Origin of the sequence: Polynucleobacter sp. Nonnen-W13 (assembly GCF_018881735.1) — a bacterium.
GTDB lineage: Bacteria > Pseudomonadota > Gammaproteobacteria > Burkholderiales > Burkholderiaceae > Polynucleobacter.
In genome coordinates this window covers 733945-753419 of sequence record NZ_JACVPU010000001.1, presented here as the reverse complement: position 1 = coordinate 753419, position 19475 = coordinate 733945, and the positions used below count along the sequence as shown (strand labels likewise).

Genomic DNA, 19475 nt, shown 5'->3' with positions numbered 1-19475 from the left:
CTGTAAATGAACTTTGCAATATAAACATATAAAAACTATTGAGACAATGATGAAAACACCTATCAGCAAGCCTTTGCCCTTGGCTGGCGTTCGAGTTCTTGACGTAAGTCAAGTAATGGCCGGCCCTTACTGCTGCATGTTGTTGGCGGACTTAGGTGCTGATGTCATCAAAATTGAACCGCCCGGCACTGGAGATCAAACTCGCGGGGCCATGGGATTCAAGATGAAGGGCTCAGACAGTATGGGCTTTCTAAATATGAATCGCAACAAGCGTAGCGTAACGCTCAATCTCAAAACAGATGCTGGGAAAAAAGTATTTTTTGAGCTTGTGAAGACCGCTGATATTTTGGTCGAGAACTATCGTCCCGGCGTGATGAAAAAACTGGGTATCGATTACCTTTCCCTGAAAGATCTCAATCCAGGACTGGTCTATGCCAGCATCTCGGGATTCGGACAAACAGGCCCATGGGCGGATCGCCCTGGCTTTGACCTGATGGCACAAGCTATGTCTGGCGTTATGAGCGTTACAGGTTACCCAGATGGTCCTCCTGTGAAAGCGGGTGTTCCAGTGGCAGATATTGGTTGCGCCCTTTTTGCGGTCTATGGAATTTTGTCAGCCTATATTGGTAAGACTAAATCGGGTGAAGGGCAATTTATTGATGCCTCCCTATTTGATTCTGCTTTGGCGTTTTCGATCTGGGATACAGCGCAATACTGGGGCACCGGTGTTGAGCCCTATAAGTTGGGCACAGCCAACCATATGAGCGCACCCTATCAGGCTATGAAAGCCGCTGATGGTTATTTTGTCATGGGCGCCACCAATCAAAAACTCTGGAAACTTCTTTGCGACAAGATTGATCGGCCAGAATTATTTGAAGACCCACTTTTTAGAACCAATCCATTACGTCTCGCCAATCGCTTGATATTGGCTGCTGAGCTAGAGAAGACATTTATCACCAAAACTAGTGAAGAGTGGGTGGATCTCCTATTGGCAGCAGGCATTCCAGCTGGGCCGATTAATACCTACCCCCAAGCATTTGATAGTGAGCATGGGCAGCATCGCCAGATGCGTATGGAAATTGATCACCCGATTGAAGGCAAGGTTCCCAATATTGGCTTTGCAGTGAAGATGATGGGCACTCCTCAACAGGTTTCTCGTCACCCTCCTTTGCTCGGTGAACACACCAATGAGGTACTTAAGGAATTGGGTATTACAGGACAAGAACTCAAAGCACTGGCAGATGGTGGCGCTTTCGCGGCCTGAGGTATTTACTGTTTCCGGAAAATGAAATGGGCTCCTAAGAGCCCATTTTTTATATTTACTTAAGACCCAACTTAAGCTCCATCTGAATTAGCGATTGGTGGAGCTTCAAACGGATCTTTATTCGGTTTGGCAGGAGGCGCCTTTTTAGCTTTTGTGCCGGGCATCAATTCAAAATCTGGAGTAAGGGTAGTCATCGTGCTTCGCAGTTGCTCAAATGCTTTGCGATCACCTTCAAACTTCGCTTTACCTTCAGCCAATAGTTTTTCAAAAGTAGCTTGCCCACCCATGACTTTTTCTAAGTCGCTACGATTTACGGTAATAGTCAAATTGGGATTTTTATCCTGATAGCCTTTGATATTACTTAGCGCAGAATTACTCATCTCGACGACAAACTTTTCACCGTTATCTGGCGTACTGAGGTTGATAGTGAACCTCATACCGGCCGCTTTTTTACTGTCCATACTGATGGCTAAGGCATTTAGCCAAAGCTCTGTAGTCATTGCCTTGATCATGTCAGGGCCATTGGTCTTTGGTGATGCGCCAGAAGGCATGCCATGACGCAATTCATAGGCGGCACCTAAGAAACTATTACGTACGCTTGGGCTTTCTTTTTGATAGCCAATTTGTTCAAAGATATCCGCTAGCAAATCTTTAGCGGCAGCATTGTTTGGCTCTGCATAAACCAACTTATTTACGATCTCCATTGCTTCACGGTATTTGCCCTGCTGATAGAGTTGCCTGCCCTTGGCCATGATCTTGCCTGAACCACCCATCATCTCTACGTAGAGTGGCGCAGAATCTTTTGGCGACAAGGGGATCAAGGTAGCAGGATTCGCATCCCAGTAACCCAAGTAACGATTAATAACAGCGCGGCTATTGTGCTCCTCTGAGCCATGGTAGCTGTGTGCAGCCCATTGAGACTTTAGGCTATCAGGCTGCTTGTAGACGTTATGTACTTCATTGATGGTCACACCGTTGTTTGCTAAATGAAGAACCTCATTATTCAGATGTGCATAGCTATCACGTTGCGTACGCATCACTTCTTGCACGCGATCATTACCCCAGCGCGGCCACGAATGAGAAGCAAACATCACTTGTGCCTCATTGCCATAACGATATAAGGCATTGTTGATGTTCTTGGACCAAGCCAAAGCATCACGTACTAAAGCGCCACGCAAGGTATAAATGTTATGAATAGTCCCCGTAATATTTTCAGCAGCCCAGAATGCTTTGAGCTGCGGGAAATAGGTATTCATCTCAGCAGGCGCTTCGGTACCGGGCGTGTTTTGGAATTCCATCTCTATGCCATCCACCGTCATTTTTTCGAATGGCTCATTAATCAGAATGGTTGGCTCAATTAGACCAAGGTTACCGGCTGCAGTATTTTTACCAATCGATTGGTCAACGTGACCGAATGGACTACGTGGCAATAAAACGCCGTACTGAAAATACAAGCGACGTGTCATGGCATTACCCGCATAGACGTTCTCTGCTACGGCGTGATCCATAAAACCAGCTGGAGCAATAATCTTCACTTTGCCACTCTTAACGTCTGCTTCATCCACTACGCCGCGCACACCACCAAAGTGATCGGCATGGGAATGGGAGTAGACCACTGCAACTACTGGGCGCTTACCTAACTTCTCATTAACTAACTCTAAAGCTGCCCTAGCAGTTTCTTTTGAAGTTAAGGGATCAAAGACAATCCAGCCGGTATTTGTTTTAACAAAGCTGATGTTGGATAAGTCAAAACCGCGAACTTGATAAATCTTTCCTGGCACGACTTCATAGAGACCGTAGCCCATATTCAGAATCGCTTGACGCTGTAACGATGGGTGAACACTATCAAAGTCCTTACCTTGCAAGAGGAAGTCATAACTACCCATATCCCAAGCGACATTGCCGGCATCTGCCATGATGGTTTTATAGCTAGGAGCCGCAATGAATCCCCTCTTAGACTCTTCGAAGTCGCGCTTATCTTCGAAAGGCAGTGTTTTACGTAAACCGTTTTGCAATTCAACAGTAAATGTGGAGGGCGCTTTGCCCTTAGGATCAAAATGCTTTCCTTGCATTGCACCCGGGTCAGCAACGACTCCACCGCCTCCCGCAGCAATAGCGGAATTGCCAGTAATCAGGACAATAGTTAGGGCAAGAAGCGATAGTTTTGTTTTCATAAAAGCCTTGGATTGAAGCGGAAATTGATAGAGAAGCTATTCTGCGAATGTAAAGATAGGTCTGCCTTTGGGCAATTAGCTATAGAGCTAATATCTTAGCCCTGAATAGATGGCAAGAAGACAGTAAATTGTGCGCCGCCACTAGCTGAGTCTTCATAACGAATGTAGCCACCATGACGAGTGACAATATGCTGGCAAAGCCACAAACCCAAGCCCATACCGGAGCGCTTATTACTGCTCGAGAGCAATTCAAATAGATGGTCTTGAACAGCAGCAGGGATACCGCTGCCACTATCCGCAACGAGTAGGTTTACTCCGCCAGGGACATCCCGACTTTCAATGCGTAGCGTTCGGGGAGATCGAGTGGATTCACTCAGAGCCTGGATGGCGTTATTAATCAGATTCAGAAGCACCTGCTGAATCTCACCGCGATTCACATTGATTAAAGAATGTGAGCCAAGATCTAGAACAACTTGAATAGTCTTCGCCTGAATTTCTGGCTTGGTAATTTTGAGAACGGACTCAATCAGCTCCACAATATCAATACGCTCCACCCCAATCTTCCCATCTGAAAACATGGATCGAAGCGATTGGATAATGCTGCTTGCCCGCCGATTATCTGCTAGTAATGCAGTCAATACCTCTTGATTTTGCTGAGTAGTCAAATTTCCATCCGACAACTTCTTTTGTAGAAACTGGATATTGAGCTGAGATGCGCCTAGGGGCTGATTCAATTCATGTGCAATAGAGGCCGATAAGGCACCTGTTGCTGCTGTCTTGTTTGCCTTCAGCAGACTGGTAATTAAGTTCTCACGCTCAATCAGAAGGGACCTAATTTCATCATTCTCGCTTTGCGATCTTGCATTCGCTAGCGCAACCTTTTCGGCCCAATAGCCACCAAGCGCAATATAGGACAGTGTATTGACGACCAATTGCGCAATAGTCAAAAGAATAAGCAATTGTGGAATCTGCTCAACTTGACGAATAGTAAAAGTATTCGAAGCCAATACTGCTAAACGGGCTATAGCAAAGATTAACTCGATGGCCGTAGCGTACTGCAAATACATCAACTGCCGAGAGGGACTTGCCCCCCTCTTGCGTCTTAGCATAGTGATCTGCCACGAGAAAAATATGATGCCAAGGGTGCACATAAAGGCTGTCCGAAGTTCATAATTTCCGTATAAACGAAGAAATTCGAAAGCTGGCACAAAAATAAGCGCAGAAAGTACAAAGCCATATTGCATGGGCTTGCTAATTGGGCCATTAAGGGATTTACAAAATAGCAGCTGAAAAATAGTCGCCACATAAAACAGGGAGTTGGCAACTGTAAAATTAAATTCAGGCTTTTCTATATCCTTGAGAACGAGAATCCCGCCACCAAAAATAAATAAGGCGATAACGCTCACCACTAAGGATCCCATCCAATATGGATTAGGCCTCAGATCACTTTGAGATCGGTGATAGTGATACACACCCAATAACAAGCCGAGCTGAATCGTTGCAAGAATGAAGAAATAAAGGGCGATCAGCAGCTTCATACTATCTATCGTACAACGATCATCAACCCAGACAAGAATGACTCGATCTACTGAGTCAGACTAGGCAAGCCGCCACTCAGGATCAGATAGAAGAAGTAAAGCGTACTGATAAAGATCAAGGAGCCAATCAGGTATTGTGGATACCGAATCCCCTGCTCTGGCATACCCTGTTTTTTACCATTTACCATGGATCTGACCAGATTCTGTCTTTCGATCAGACTCATGCCAATGGCCGCAATGATGTGGATGATGACTAAGCCAAGCGCCAAACTGGCAACTGCTTCATGAGCCTCTGATACAAAGTTACCTAAAAATTCTTTAACCGATAGATAGCCAGTAAAGCCAATCAACAATATGAGTAACATCAGCGCAAACATGACCAAACCACCCGCTGGATTGTGGCCAACATCATGATGAGGATGACCATGTAACATTGCCATAAAGTGCGCAATGACTGCCTTAGGACTTTTGAGGAACTGACTAAATCTGGCGTAACGTGTGCCAATGACGCCCCATACCAGTCGAATGAGAACTAGCAGGCATGCGGTATATCCAAAGGCATAGTGAATCATGGCCCAGCGCTCACTCTCTGAGCTAAGCCACGCACCTGTAAAACAAATTACCAGCAAGCAATGAAACACCCTCACCGGCATATCCCACACCAGAATGGATTGCCTTACTTTGCCTGTAGCGCCAACTGCGTCATTCAGGGGATGATTCATTTCGCTGGGACCTTAATATTTTTCTCACTAAAGACGCCATTGGCAGCATCAATATGGCAAGCGCCACAATTCGCTGGGCTCTTAATACTTGCGCGCTTCCAAACCTCAGGCCTCACCTCATCATGCTTACGAATAAACCAGGATGTTTTGGTGATGCGGTTTTCTGGGGCGGTCTCGCTGTACTTTGATCTAGTAGTCGCATTCTTCACTAGCCAGTTAGTCAGCTCAGTCTGGGTCTTAGGATCCACGCTAGCATCGGTACCGAAGTGCTTTGATAGACCAGACATGACATTCCTCCAACTCTGCTGACTTAAGAGTGCTGGCGGATATGCCATATGACAACTTGCGCACTCTGCCTCATAAGAAGCCGGCATATCGGTAGGCATTGCCATTTTGCCCGCGAACGTAGGCGAAGATATCAATAGCAAAGAGGCGCTAATGAATATAGTTTTTTTCATTTTGATGGGGTTCATTTAACAGTCATCAGCCAAGAGAGAACATCTGCTTTTTCTTGCGCAGTACAGTCTCTTCCGACTACATCGTTGCAATTGCGCTTAAACCATTTCTCTGCTTTGGCTTCATCAGTAAAGCGTGCTGGATTAGCGCTAGGTGCCAACGGCTTAATAAGCTTTCCAGTAACAATATGTTTAGTGTCGTGATTGGGGGGATTTTCATGGCAGGATGCACAGCTCCATTCCTTGCCATGCTGAATGTTAAAGAACTGCTCTCCGCGAGCTGAATTTGCTTTCCCAGACTGAGCTTCATAGGATTTCAGCAAATCTTGCGGCGTTACTGCGCTAACCGCAAAGGCCATACCCATGAGTACAAACCCAGAAAGTAACTTCAAAAACATATCCGCTCCTGTTGACACCATTTACTAAGTATGTGCCTTTTAAAAGACTGAAGATTGCGATAGATCAATAAAAAGTGTGAAATTAGGCCCTTTTTAGCCGAATTCGCTCTGAAAATTCATTCTGATTAATTGCATGAGTAATACAATCTCCATAATTGTTAAAACAACCATATTTATCAATTACCCCACTATCACTCACAGGTAATGTGATTCAATTTATTAAGGATTAATGCTGTTATGAAAAAAATACTCATCGTTGTCGTTCTTGCTGCTATCGCTATCGGCGCATACTTTGTTCTTAACCAACCAAAAGCTCCAGTTGCTGCCGTAGCTGCTCAAGAGAGCGCCCTCATTTATGACGGTGAAGTCATCAAGATTGATGCTGCAACCCGTACAGTGACTCTCAAGAATCAAGATGGCGAATCAACTATCGTTGCCGGCCCTGAAGTAAAGAACTTCGCTGAGATTAAAGTGGGTGATCGTTTTGACGTTGTATATGAACTCGCTGTTGCTATTGAGTTGGTTAAGGTGAAAAACCCAGGTACAACTGGTGAGCAAGTTACTACTGCCACTACTACTGCCCCACAAGGTGATAAGCCAGGCATGATCACTACTAACACTATTACTGCTACTGCTAATATTGAAGCAATTGATGCGGCTAAGAACATCGTTTCTTTAAAAGGTCCTCAAGGAAACATCTTCAAAGTTAAAGTTCAGAATCCTGACTTAATGAAAGATATTGCTGTAAACGACCAAGTTAAAGTGGTTTACACAGAAGCGATTGCTGCAGTTGTCAGCGCTCCGGCTGCTAAGAAGTAATGCAATAAAAATTTTCTAGTTACTAGAAAGATAAAACCCCAGCTAGTGATTGCTGGGGTTTTTTATTTGATGGAGCCTACCTCCGCAACAGCACAAAGGAGTCTATCAACCATGAGTACTAATCTACCCAACTAGGGGCGACCATAAAGATCTTTACCATTCTTAATGGTCTTCACAATCTGAATATCCTTAATTTCCATTGGGTCTACTTTCATTGGATTGCGATCAAGAATCACCATATCCGCAAGTTTTCCAGCTGTAATAGTGCCCTTTGATACCTCTTCTTTGTACTGATATGCAGGCACAGCTGTAAAGCCGCGCAGAGCGGTATATGGATCTATGCGTTGATCAGGTCCTAAAGTAGCTTCTCCATAGGTCTTGCGATTAACCGCGGTCCAAATCGTAAACAATGCGCTTGGCCCTGATGATGGCGTGTCATTATGAAGTCCAAATTGCACACCTTTTGCTTTAGCCAAATTGAGTGGAACCATATTGTTAGCTCTCTCGTCCCCCAGAATCCGTTTGTACACGTCCCCATACATCCAGATGTGGTTAGGCATAAATTGGGGCAAGATTTTATTGGCCTTGTATTGGTCGAGTTGATCATCACGAACAAAGAAGGAATGTGAGATTACTGATCTGCGGTCTTCAGTAATACCCGTTTCTTTTATTGCCTTGGTAATTCCTGAAAGCGCCATATCAATGCCGGCATCCCCATTGGAGTAACCGAAATACTGGATATTTTTTTCGTAGGCTAACTTGGCATACTTATCAACCAAATCCTGGGAAGCAACAGCCATCCCGCGCCAATCTTTTGAAAAACCTGTGGTATCAGTGTAAGGCTTCGTGAAATAGGCCAAACGTAATTGTGGCGCGCCATCTGTAGAAACCAATATTCCAGCAACCTTGAAGCCGCCAGCGCCCTTGGTATAGACCCCAAATGGATAATTTTTATTGGTTGCAAGCAATTGATCAACCACATCATAGGTGGGCAACGCAATCAGGTCTAAGCTGATCACATTACGATCAACTGCTTGGCGCATATTGCTAATATCTTGAATCGTAGTTTCATAGCTTTGCGCAGTAGTGTATCCATTTGAGACATAGATCTGTTCGGCTTTGCGATAAGTTTCCATCGTTAAATCTTGGGAATACTTACCGAATACCTTCGCTGTTGCCTCGAAATTTGGATCACCAATCAACTCACCAGTAAGTTTTCCTGTCTTTGGATCAACGGGCAGCATGCCTTGTGTCACTTTAGTGGCTTTGGTAAATCCTAGCTTTTTTAGTCCCGTAGTATTCACAATCCCAGTCAAGGTAGAAATGTTATTGACAAATACTGGTTGATTAGGAAATGCTGCATCTAACTGAGCAATGGTTAAAGGACCGTCGGTAAGAAAAGCGTCTGCATACTCTGCGCCAATAACCCAACCATTAAACGGCTTTGCTTCTGCTTTCAAGCGGTCTATTAGCTGCTTAGTAGTTTTCGGCGGATTTTTGGAAAAGTACCCCAGATTGACAGCGAGAGTGTTCTGAGCAATCAGGGTAAAGTGGCCCCAGGCATCAATAAAGCCTGGCAATAAAGTTTGACCTTTTAAATCCTGCATTACTGGATTGGCACCGGCTCCATTTAAAGCATCTCGCAGATTACCAACATAAGTAATCTTCTTACCCTTAACTACGACTGCTTCAACATACTGTGGCTTATCACCCTCCATCGTCAGGATGTCACCATTGAAATAAATCACTGCATTGTCGGCAAAGACCGGGGTGGCTAGCGAAAGAAAAACTGCAGAGAAAATAATTTTGAGGATACGCATAAATGGCCGATGTATTAAGGTTTTGAAATTTTCATGAACAAATAAACCTAGTTTGATGCACTAAAAAATAAACCACCCGAAGGCGGTTTATCTACTAATTTATTTTAAGAGTTCTGTTGTCAAATCGTTTTTTGGGTAAGGCAATTTATCCACTAACCAGCTTTTTGTTTTTCCAGATTTAAACATTTGGTTCAAATCAATCTCGATAAAGTTGGTGCGACTTGCATAATTAGCAATCTTCATCTTGTTATTTTTTAAATCCTTCAGATTGATCCACTGCGTGTAATCAGAGACTATCTGCTTGCCATCAGTAGATCTTGCAACCCCCATAGGAATGTCCACATTATCTAAAATATGACCAGTTAACGCAACAGCATCAATGCTATTACTAGGCTGATAGGCAAGCTGCCTGAGATAAGTGGCTCTGACAAAACGCGATGGTGGAGTGTAATCCGCTGGCAAGCCAATCAAACCACCGCCCTGCCCTAACTCAGTTACATTAACGTTGCCAACAGTCACAGAGGGGGTAGCAGTTGCTGTGAGTGACAAATAGTTTCGTACGTTATTCAGGTGCCAGTCATAGGTTGGGGCATTGGTTAAGACGCCTGCTAGATTATTGTGGATGACCATTTGGCCTTTTACAAACTCAATCACGATACTCTCGCCACTTCGATCAGTTAAAACAAAATGCAACCATGGCGGGGTTGGTAAACCCTTTACTTCACTTGGATCAAACCAAACTTTATATTTTGGTAATTCATTACGCAGCTCTTTGACTGTAGCAAACATCCCCAAAATAAAGCCGCCTAAATTAAGAATCGAAACGTAGTTTTTATCTTGCGGGCTGACTGTCTGGTATTCAGTAAAGCCTGGCAAGAAGTTTCCACTAATCGCTAGACCAGCTTCATTTTGACCTTCTAAGTAGGCAGGTGGTCCTGGTAGGATGGCTGGTGAGATACCTGCAAATCCATATTTACTCGACAAACTGCTTGCAGATAATTTCATTGAACTAGGCGCAGTTAACGCGATAGCTGTACCTTTGGGATTGACGGTTAACTGCCACTTCATATCAAAAGCCCACTCCATTGTTCTACCCGCAACAACAGAGCCATCTTTTGCAGTGATATTCACAGCAGTACATGCCTCACTCAAAAAGGGAGCAAATACTAAGGTTAGCGAGAGTGATGTAGCAACAATTTTATGAGTGATGATTTGTTTCATATGAGTCCTTATATAAAGTCTGGTGTCAGCCTTCAAACGCTTTTGTTTATTTCAAAATGACCAAAGTTGCTGTGGCACGAGCGCCCCATCCTGACGGACCACCTGGAGTATTGCTAATGTAATACATAGGGCCAGCGGCAAACTGCAAAGGTACGCCATCAAATACCATTAATTTCGATACGCCGGCATATAAGGGGTTGGAAGTACGATGCGTATCGTAGTTATATTGCGCCTCCATATTCACGGTATAAGTAAATGCGTCCTTGTTGGTGAAAGCGACAAACGGTTGGCCATATAAATTGTTTTGCGTGCCAAAGCTTGGATTGCCACCTACACTCCAAGACTGATAACCTAGCAATCCATAAGTCCAGGGACCATGACGATTGAGAATTACACCCGTCACACCAGCACCTGTTTGTTGTGAGCCAAACTTGCCGCTATTGCCCGAGGGAGATACAGCATAGGGACCCATACCCCAGATCCACGATGAATTAGTGTTGGGTGCATAGAACGATTCCACCGTAACGCTAGCAATGCCATAACCCGAAAATGATTGTCCATTCGCAGCCTGAACACTGACCTCTCTCACACCGGCAACAATCGGACGAACAATAAAAGTATCTCCGCCACCAAGATCAAATGGAGTTACCGGCTGAAAGAGCAAGGTCTGCTCTGAACCCCCCTGATTTTTACCAACACCACGACTAAATTCGTATTGCAGTGGCACCGAAATCATATTGGCAATCGGGTTGGCTAGTTTTTTAGCAATGCCGACCTTATCCACACCCCCATCAGGGGCGCTACTGCTTTGAGCAGCTACTAGACTAGACAATGTAGTCGCTGCGATAACGACAAGAATATGTTTGAATGTTTTCATGGGATCAGTGATTCAGAATCAAAATTTAAAAGTAATGGCAGCTTGCGGACCTTGCATCGTGGTCTTTTGCAAAACACCACCAGCCTTCATGTCGTAATACAACGCGCGATACGTCAATGACGCATCAATCAAGCTGCCAAATGATTTACCAATGCCAGCCATTACCTGCCATGTCAAATTCGTAGTACCACCACCACTGCCAATATCGGCATAGGCAGGCAGATACCAACTTGAGTCAGCGATACGGTAACGACCTTTAGCGCCGATGATAGGATCGACCGTCGAGGTTTTCTTTGAAATCGTTTCTTTTTCAGCGGTACCAATTAAATTGCCGTTTAAGGTAGCTGTAATATCAATTGCCCGAGCTCCCAGCAAGGCGTCAACATATACGTCCCGTGTATTAGCAAGCGTATAAGTTGCGGCACCAGTTAAAACCGTTTGCTGCAGCGTAATTTTGTCTGCTACGGTGGCAGCGCCGCCATATATGGGAACTGATCCTGAATGTTGCAACGTAGCTGAAACAAGATCGCCCATAATGCCCCAGTTACCCTTATGTGCTTCAGCAGCCATCATTGCGCCAGACTTCAGATTGCTAAGGACATTGCTCGAAGAAAAATCAGCAGTTTTCGCAAGGCCATTATCAAAATTTATAGTGCCTTTAATTGCAGGCGCCCATACATAAGGAGTAACTTCAAAGCGCCATTCTTGCGAGACTTTTGGTAGTGGATTTGATGTATTACTATCTTGAGCAAACGCTGGTGTAGCTACGATTAAAGTCGATAAAAAACCGACCAGTGTTCTTTTTAAGAATATTGGCATCCCTACCCCTTTGAATTTATGTATTAGTTACAGTTATTAGATATAGTAAGTACTTTAGTACTGTCTAGGACGTAGTTGTCAATATTTTTGAAGTTTATGGCCTGCCCAGCACGATTCGAACGTGCGACCTACTCCTTAGAAAGGCGCGGACTTATTTCTTACAAGCGTCTCTAATTGGCCGATAGCGGCCCCTCAGTGCCAAAAGAAAAGCCACCCCGTAGGATGGCTTTGGTAACGATTTTGGTAACAAGGGTGTTGTATTGCCACAAATCCTTGTAATACCTATTTATTTGGCGGAAGAGGTGAGATTCGAACTCACGGAGGACTTTCATCCTCGCCAGTTTTCAAGACTGGTGCATTCAACCGCTCTGCCACTCTTCCTTTGCGATTTAAGTCCTAGATTATAGAGAACTTTTGATTTGTGCCTCCAAATGCTGAGCAATTGCCAAGCAAGAGGTAAGCCCTGGGGACTCAAAGCCATACAGGTTAAATAAGCCGTTCAGTTGATGCTGTTGGGGTCCTTCAAAGTAAAAGTCTCCTGCTGGGGCATTTGGCGGGACGATTTTGGCTCTGACACCTGAGTAATCTGCTTGTAAAGCACCATCCTTTAAGCCTGGCCAGTACTGCCTAACTGCTGCATAAAAAGCTTCTCCTCGCTGCGGGTCAACCGTGTAATTAATCTGGCTCTCTTCATCGATATCCAGCCATTCCACGTCTGGACCAAACTTCGCCTGCCCACCCATGTCGAGAGTCAGATGAACACCTAGTCCACCCGGTTCAGGTATTGGATAGATCAAATGACTGAATGGAGATTTACCTGATAAGGAGAAGTAATTGCCTTTTGCGAAGTAGGCTTTGGGTATTCGGTCTTTCGAGAGGCCTTCAATTTTTTGGGCTAGCGCTGGCGCACTTAGTCCCGCACAATTCATCAGCAATTTCGTCTGAATGGTCATACCGTCAACGCCACCAATCATGAGCTCAAAGCCACCCTGGGCATTATTGCCAATCGGCTTAGCGCTGAGCAAAGGGGATTGATAGGCAACCATGCCTCCTGCATCCTCAAATCCGCCTAGCAATGACAGCATTAATCCGTGACTGTCTACTACACCCGTTGAACTTGAGAGCACTGCTGCCTCACATCGCAACTGCGGCTCCAGCGCTTTCGCCTGCGCACCTGAAATCATCTTGATATCAGGCACTTGGTTATTTTGAGCCTTATAGAGAATTGCCTGCAGGTCATCTAACTGACTAGCGTCTGCAGCAACAATTAACTTACCGTAGGCTTGCGTGCTCACTTGATGACTTCGGCAGTATTCATACAAGAGACGATTGCCTTCTACACAGAGCTTAGCCTTTAGAGAGTCCTTAGGGTAATAAATCCCTGCGTGAATCACTTCACTATTGCGTGCACTACTAATGGTTCCAAAAGAATCCTCACGCTCGAGCAAAATCGTTTCTCGGCCCTGCAATGCCATCTCGCGAGCAACTGCCAAACCAACTACTCCAGCGCCTACCACCACGCAATCAACCTGCTCCATCCGCTATTCCTGACTTGATTTCAGATATGTCTCAATTTTGTAATGACTTTTGCCTAAGATAAAGCCTTGTTATTGGTGAAATCGTAACATTTTCAGCGTTTTAAGGGGATTTTGATGTCCTTATTGATAAAATCTAGCCATGTCTGTGCACGCCGAATTAGCTAACCAAAATATTCACTCTGCCCTTGATGTGGTGCTCGATACCGCCTATCAAGGAATTGATACTGCTCACTGGAAAAAGCTTTTTACCTCTGCTCGCCAGAGTCATCTAGAGCAATTTATTGCAGATATGTTTGCTGGTAAGCACATTAACAATAGTGAAGATCGCCCCGCTCTTCACTCTGCGCTGCGTAACTTAAGCAAAACGCCGGTCATGATTGATGGCAAAGATGTCATGCCCGCGGTTTCTGAAGTTTGGCATCGCATTGATGCGCTGTGTAATACCTGGGTTGGCGTCACCGATGTTATTCATATTGGCATAGGCGGATCAGACTTTGGCCCTCGCTTAGCAATTGAAGCGCTCGCCCATGTTCCTGGGATTACAAGCTGCGGTATGCGGATGCATTTTTTGGCTAATATTGATACTGCTGAGTTAGCGCGTATCCTTGCTCGCGCTCAAGCGCATAGCACTCGTGTCATCGTGGTCTCGAAGTCATTCACGACTCTTGAAACTTCCATGAATGCCAAAGCCGTTGTTGCCTGGCTTAAAGACAGTGGCTGTACTGCCAACCAAATTACTGATTCTTTATATGCAGTCACTGCCAACATCCCTGCCGCCAAAGACTTTGGCGTAAGCCAAGATAATATCTTTCCTTTCTGGGATTGGGTGGGTGGCCGCTACTCTGTATGGTCGGCAGTAGGTCTACCGATTGCTTTGCAATATGGCTTTGAGACATTCAAACAATTTTTAGCTGGTGCCGAAGCGATGGATTTGCATTTTAAGAACGCACCTCTTGAAGAAAATCTCCCCGTCATCATGGCACTCTCTTTGCTCCACCAGCAAGAGAATCATCAGATTAAAGCGTATGCTGCTATACCGTATGCAGATGCTTTAGATTGGTTTCCAAAGTGGCTGCAGCAACTGGACATGGAAAGTAACGGCAAGAGCGTGGATCGGGATGGCAAGGCAGTTAAGCATTCTTCACCAGTGGTATTTGGCAGCGCGGGTAGTAATGCGCAACACTCATACTTTCAGCTCTTTCATCAAGGTACAGAAATCATTCCGATTGATTTCATTGCTGTGCGTGAACCCATGAGTGATCGACCTGAGGCTATTGCGCATCATCGCATTCTACTTTCGAACTGTTTAGCGCAAGCTCAGGCATTGGCAAATGGTAAGTCTGCTGCAAATCCAAATGATGTCTATCCTGGTAAGCGCCCAAGCAATCTCTTGTTGCTACCTAAACTCAATGCGTTTTATCTTGGCGCTCTACTCGCTTTATACGAAAACCGTACTGCAACTTTAGGTGCCCTGTGGAATATCAATAGCTTTGATCAACCTGGCGTTGAATACGGCAAAGTACTAGCCAAGCCAATCGAGAAAGCACTTGCAAGTCATCAGAATGATATCGCTGCCAGTGCAGATATTGATGCTGTGACTGCCGCTCGTATTAATTTATTAAATTCATAGAGTACCAATCCACCTAAGTCTGATCAAATTGACATTGCCAGGCATATTGTTTAAACTTATATAAACACTTATCTAGGGGGGGTGCCTATGGCTCCAGCATTAAAGGTACAGCAAACCATTCAAGAATGGGGGAATGGTCTTGGTGTTCGAATCACCTCACCAGTGGCTAAGGCTGCCCATTTCTCTCAAGGAGTCCCTATCTCAGTTGAGGTTGTTAAGGATGGTGTTTTACTCCGGGTGGTTGGCAAGCCTAAACTGAGCCTCTCTCAAAAGCTAAAAGCCTTTGATCCAGAGACACATGGTGGCGAAGTAATGACATCAACACCCATTGGGAAAGAAATTATTTAATGGCAGAAAAATTGAGGGCTTGGGTTCCTGAGCGTAGGGACATGATTTGGATTAACTTTAATCCCCAATTGGGAAAAGAAATGAAAGATGAGCATCCCATGCTCGTCCTCTCACCTAAAGCATTTAATGAAAAAACTGGCCTTGTTATTGGGCTCCCCATGACGCACGCAAAGTCTAATGAAACCAATCCATTTGCAATCAAATTTTCTATTGGTCGCAGTGAGCCCGTCTTTATCTTGACACATCAGCCAAAATCTTTTGACTGGCGCCTGCGCTCTGCAAGACCCCATCCATGGAAGAATCTGCCGCCCGCCCTCTTTCAGGAGGCTTGTGAGGGTCTAAACTCAATCATCGAAATTGCTCATTAATACCACCAGGAATCAAAGTGAAACTATCCCCTTCAATTTTTAAAGCGTATGACATCCGCGGCATTATTGATGAGACCTTAGATCCCTCTATCGCCAAATTGATTGGCCAAGCCTTTGGCACTGAAATGCGTGAGCTTGGTGAAACCGATATTGTTATTGGTCGTGATGGTCGTCTTTCTGGTCCTAGCTTAATTGAAGCATTAACAGCAGGCCTGCTCTCTACCGGCATCAATGTGATCGATTTAGGTATGGTGGCTACTCCAATGGTGTACTTTGCTGCCAATCACACCATCAATGGAAAAACACCGAAATCCGGGATCATGATTACTGGTAGCCATAATCCCCCGAACTACAACGGCTTCAAAATGGTCTTGGGTACAGCGGCTATTTATGGCGAGCAGATTCAGGACTTACGTAAACGCATTGAAGCCAAGGAATTTACTGTTGGCCAAGGAACACGTAGTACCTTTGATATTTTCCCGATGTACCTCAACTATATTGTTGGCGATGTGAAGCTGGCTCGCCCCATGAAGATTGCAGTGGATTGTGGCAATGGCGTTGGTGGCGCTTTTGCTGGCAAACTGTTTAGAGCTTTAGGTTGCGAAGTTCAAGAATTGTTCTGCGAAGTCGATGGACATTTTCCCAATCACCATCCGGATCCAGCCCATATTGAAAACCTGCAAGACCTCATCAAGAACCTCCAAACTACCGATAATGAATTAGGCCTTGCCTTTGATGGAGATGCCGATCGTTTAGGCGTAGTCACTAAAGATGGTCAAGTCATTTTCCCAGACCGCCAAATGATGCTCTTTGCAAAAGATGTACTCTCCCGCAATCCTGGCGGTCAAATTATTTACGACGTGAAGTGCACTCGCAACTTAGCCACCTACGTTAAGGAACATGGTGGCGAACCCATCATGTGGAAAACAGGCCACTCTTTAGTCAAAGCGAAGCTCAAAGAAACTGGCGCCCCGTTGGCTGGCGAGATGAGTGGTCACATCTTCTTTAAGGATCGTTGGTTTGGTTTTGATGATGGTCTTTACACCGGCGCACGCTTGCTAGAAATTCTTAGCAAAGAGAAAAATCCAAGTGATACTCTCAACGGCTTACCAAATGCAATCTGCACCCCAGAATTGCAACTCGCTTGCGCCGAAGGTGAACCTTTCGCCCTACTAGAAACAATCAAAGCCAATGCAAAGTTCCCAACATCGGAGTCAATCAATACGATTGATGGTGTGCGAGTCGAATACGCGGATGGCTTTGGTCTGGCCCGACCTTCCAACACAACACCAGTTGTGGTGATGCGCTTTGAGGCAGATAGTGAAGAGGCTATCCAGCGTATACAGGCCGAGTTTAAGGCGGTATTGTTAGCCGCAAAGCCAGAAGCAAAGCTACCGTTTTAAGTAATTGAGGTCAGCTATCGCTAGCTCGCGTAATAGAGATAAAATTACCTATGACTTCCACTGTTAGCACTTCTATAGCTTTTGATTACCCCCAGCAGAATGCTGCCGGGGCTTCATGTACAGCTCAAGCTTGGGCGAAGACACCTCCCCAACTACATGGCACTGAAAAAACTGCTGTACTAGCCCGTATCAAGCAATTGCTGATTGAGAAAGATGCTGCTTTAGTTGCTCATTACTACGTCGATGGTGATATTCAAGATCTTGCAATAGAAACTGGTGGCTTTGTTGCCGATTCTTTAGAAATGGCACGCTTTGGCAAAAACCACTCTGCCAAAAACTTGATTGTTGCTGGCGTGCGCTTTATGGGTGAATCTGCCAAGATTCTAAGTCCAGAAAAGCGCGTCTTTATGCCAGACTTGGAGGCGAGCTGCTCTTTAGACTTAGGTTGTGATGCTGCTGACTTTGGCGCCTTTAGAGCACTGCATCCGGATCGCACTGTAGTTGTCTATGCCAATACGAGTGCAGCTGTTAAAGCCCAGGCTGATTGGATGGTAACAAGCTCTTGTGCTTTAGCTATCGTTCATCAACTCAAGATTGAAGGTAAAAAAATCTTATGGGCACCTGATCGTCATCTAGGTCGCTACATTCAAGAGCAGACTGGCGCTGATATGTTGCTATGGAATGGCGCATGCATTGTTCATGATGAATTTAAAGCGGTTGAATTAGAAATGTTAATGGCAGCACATCCCAATGCCATGGTTCTAGTTCACCCCGAGTCTCCACAAGCGGTTGTAGATTTAGCAGATGTCGTTGGCTCCACATCTGCCATGATTAAAGCTGTGGTTGAAGGCTCCGCTTCTGAATACATTGTAGCTACCGATAATGGCATCTTGCATCGCATGCGCCAATTGGCTCCTAATAAAGTATTGATTGAGGCCCCCACTGCTGGCAATAGCGCTACCTGCAAGAGCTGCGCCCACTGTCCCTGGATGGCGATGAATGGTTTGCAAGGCATTCTCAATTGCCTTGAGAACGCCTCTGGTGAAATTTTTATCAAAGAAGATATTCGAGCCAAAGCATTGGGTTGTATTGAGCGAATGTTAGATTTCACAAAAAATCATCCCGATCTTCTGGCCAAGGCTCAACATGGCTTTGTAAAGAATATTGGCGCTGCCTAAGCTAATTTAGATATTTTTCTGGATAGTATTTTTGACTGAATATGCATGTTTGATTACAACGAAACTGTAGAGCAAGCCCGCCAACGCAATATTGCTGATGCGCTGATGGAAGATATTGGTCAGTGCGATTGGACTGCGCAACTGGTTCCTAGCAAGCCTGTACATGCGCAACTGATCGTGCGCCAAGAGGCTGTGCTCTGTGGGATAGATTGGTTTGAAGGCACCCTTAAAACATTAGATCCAGCAGCAAAAGTCACTTGGCATTACCAAGAGGGTGACTTGATGAAGCCTGATACCCAAGTGTGCGATATTGATGCAAATTCTCGTGCCCTACTCTCGGCTGAGCGTCCCTGTATTAATTTTTTACAAACACTATCTTGGACTGCCAGTAGTGCGCGTCAGCATGTTGATGCGATTGCAGGAGTCAGTCCAAACCCAAAGGGTTGTGCTGTACTCGATACTCGCAAGACCATTCCGGGATTACGTCAAGCCCAGAAATACGCAGTTCGCGTCGGTGGTGGTCAAAATCAACGTCTTGCACTTTGGCATGGCATCTTAATTAAAGAAAATCATATTGCTGCCGCAGGTGGCGTTGCTGCTGCCGTGAAAGCTGCACAAGCTTTAAATGCTGGGGTGGATATTCAGGTGGAAGTAGAAAACTTCACTGAACTGAAAGAAGCTTTAGATGCTGGCGCCAAAAATATCTTGATCGATAACTTTACTACCGAGCAAATGAAAGAAGCGGTCGCCTTTACTCATGGTCGCGCCTTACTAGAGGCTTCTGGTGGTATCGACTTGGATCAGATGAGGGCAATTGCAGCCACTGGCGTTGATCGGATCTCTCTTGGAAAACTGACGAAAGATATTAAGGCAGTGGATTTCTCAATGAGAATATCCGCATAG

General features: G+C 45.1%; 18 protein-coding genes and 1 tRNA gene. 8 read left to right on the top strand and 11 right to left on the bottom strand.

Features of this window, described 5'->3' with window-relative positions:
• Window positions 1–49 precede the first annotated feature (49 nt).
• Window positions 50–1264, top strand: coding sequence for a CaiB/BaiF CoA transferase family protein (locus ICN27_RS03945; RefSeq protein ID WP_370624480.1), 1215 nt, complete (start codon window positions 50–52; stop codon window positions 1262–1264).
• Window positions 1265–1335: 71 nt separating this feature from the next.
• Here the strand turns inward: ICN27_RS03945 and ICN27_RS03940 are convergent, their stop codons facing one another.
• The 5 genes from ICN27_RS03940 to ICN27_RS03920 form a co-directional block, all read right to left on the bottom strand.
• A complete protein-coding gene (locus ICN27_RS03940) occupies window positions 1336–3438 on the bottom strand; it encodes an alkyl/aryl-sulfatase (protein WP_216269054.1) in 2103 nt (700 codons plus the stop codon).
• Window positions 3439–3533: 95 nt separating this feature from the next.
• Complete coding sequence (locus tag ICN27_RS03935; RefSeq protein ID WP_216269053.1) at window positions 3534–4976, bottom strand: sensor histidine kinase; 1443 nt, start codon at window positions 4974–4976, stop codon at window positions 3534–3536.
• A 47-nt stretch (window positions 4977–5023) separates the two neighbouring features.
• Window positions 5024–5698, bottom strand: coding sequence for a cytochrome b/b6 domain-containing protein (locus tag ICN27_RS03930; RefSeq protein ID WP_216269052.1), 675 nt, complete (start codon window positions 5696–5698; stop codon window positions 5024–5026).
• Window positions 5695–6156, bottom strand: a complete 462-nt coding sequence (locus ICN27_RS03925) for a diheme cytochrome c (protein WP_255534974.1) — start codon at window positions 6154–6156, stop codon at window positions 5695–5697. The genes ICN27_RS03930 and ICN27_RS03925 overlap by 4 nt, the downstream gene beginning before the upstream one ends.
• A gap of 11 nt (window positions 6157–6167) precedes the next feature.
• Window positions 6168–6551, bottom strand: coding sequence for a DUF1924 domain-containing protein (locus ICN27_RS03920; protein ID WP_255534973.1), 384 nt, complete (start codon window positions 6549–6551; stop codon window positions 6168–6170).
• A 237-nt stretch (window positions 6552–6788) separates the two neighbouring features.
• Between ICN27_RS03920 and ICN27_RS03915 the strand changes: the two genes are divergently transcribed.
• A complete protein-coding gene (locus tag ICN27_RS03915) occupies window positions 6789–7370 on the top strand; it encodes a hypothetical protein (protein WP_215309884.1) in 582 nt (193 codons plus the stop codon).
• Between the two features lie 131 nt (window positions 7371–7501).
• Here ICN27_RS03915 and ICN27_RS03910 read toward each other — a convergent pair whose 3' ends face one another.
• From ICN27_RS03910 to ICN27_RS03885, 6 genes are all read right to left on the bottom strand, one after another.
• Window positions 7502–9190, bottom strand: a complete 1689-nt coding sequence (locus tag ICN27_RS03910) for an amidohydrolase (protein WP_216269050.1) — start codon at window positions 9188–9190, stop codon at window positions 7502–7504.
• A gap of 99 nt (window positions 9191–9289) precedes the next feature.
• The gene (locus ICN27_RS03905) at window positions 9290–10411 is read right to left on the bottom strand and encodes a choloylglycine hydrolase family protein (protein WP_216269049.1); all 1122 of its coding nucleotides are present in this window, start codon (window positions 10409–10411) and stop codon (window positions 9290–9292) included.
• Between the two features lie 46 nt (window positions 10412–10457).
• Entirely contained in the window at window positions 10458–11288 is an 831-nt protein-coding gene (locus ICN27_RS03900; RefSeq protein ID WP_216269048.1) for a hypothetical protein, read from the bottom strand.
• An 18-nt stretch (window positions 11289–11306) separates the two neighbouring features.
• Window positions 11307–12107, bottom strand: a complete 801-nt coding sequence (locus tag ICN27_RS03895) for a hypothetical protein (protein WP_216269047.1) — start codon at window positions 12105–12107, stop codon at window positions 11307–11309.
• A gap of 291 nt (window positions 12108–12398) precedes the next feature.
• Window positions 12399–12488 (bottom strand) — tRNA-Ser (locus tag ICN27_RS03890).
• A gap of 20 nt (window positions 12489–12508) precedes the next feature.
• Window positions 12509–13645, bottom strand: coding sequence for an NAD(P)/FAD-dependent oxidoreductase (locus ICN27_RS03885; protein WP_215309852.1), 1137 nt, complete (start codon window positions 13643–13645; stop codon window positions 12509–12511).
• Between the two features lie 139 nt (window positions 13646–13784).
• On the opposite strand from ICN27_RS03885, the gene pgi reads away from it, so the two are divergent.
• The 6 genes from pgi to nadC all read left to right on the top strand — a co-directional run bounded on the left by pgi (window position 13785) and on the right by nadC (window position 19475).
• Window positions 13785–15275: a glucose-6-phosphate isomerase gene (pgi, locus tag ICN27_RS03880; RefSeq protein ID WP_216269046.1), complete on the top strand. Its 1491-nt coding sequence runs from the start codon at window positions 13785–13787 to the stop codon at window positions 15273–15275.
• Between the two features lie 87 nt (window positions 15276–15362).
• Window positions 15363–15623 carry a PbsX family transcriptional regulator gene (locus ICN27_RS03875; protein ID WP_215329646.1) on the top strand — a complete coding sequence of 87 codons (261 nt, stop codon included), beginning with the start codon at window positions 15363–15365 and terminating at the stop codon, window positions 15621–15623.
• Window positions 15623–15991: a type II toxin-antitoxin system PemK/MazF family toxin gene (locus tag ICN27_RS03870; RefSeq protein ID WP_216269045.1), complete on the top strand. Its 369-nt coding sequence runs from the start codon at window positions 15623–15625 to the stop codon at window positions 15989–15991. The genes ICN27_RS03875 and ICN27_RS03870 overlap by 1 nt, the downstream gene beginning before the upstream one ends.
• A gap of 17 nt (window positions 15992–16008) precedes the next feature.
• The gene (locus ICN27_RS03865) at window positions 16009–17394 is read left to right on the top strand and encodes a phosphomannomutase/phosphoglucomutase (RefSeq protein WP_216269044.1); all 1386 of its coding nucleotides are present in this window, start codon (window positions 16009–16011) and stop codon (window positions 17392–17394) included.
• A gap of 50 nt (window positions 17395–17444) precedes the next feature.
• The gene (nadA, locus tag ICN27_RS03860; RefSeq protein WP_216269043.1) at window positions 17445–18572 is read left to right on the top strand and encodes a quinolinate synthase NadA; all 1128 of its coding nucleotides are present in this window, start codon (window positions 17445–17447) and stop codon (window positions 18570–18572) included.
• Window positions 18573–18617: 45 nt separating this feature from the next.
• The gene (nadC, locus tag ICN27_RS03855) at window positions 18618–19475 is read left to right on the top strand and encodes a carboxylating nicotinate-nucleotide diphosphorylase (protein WP_216269042.1); all 858 of its coding nucleotides are present in this window, start codon (window positions 18618–18620) and stop codon (window positions 19473–19475) included.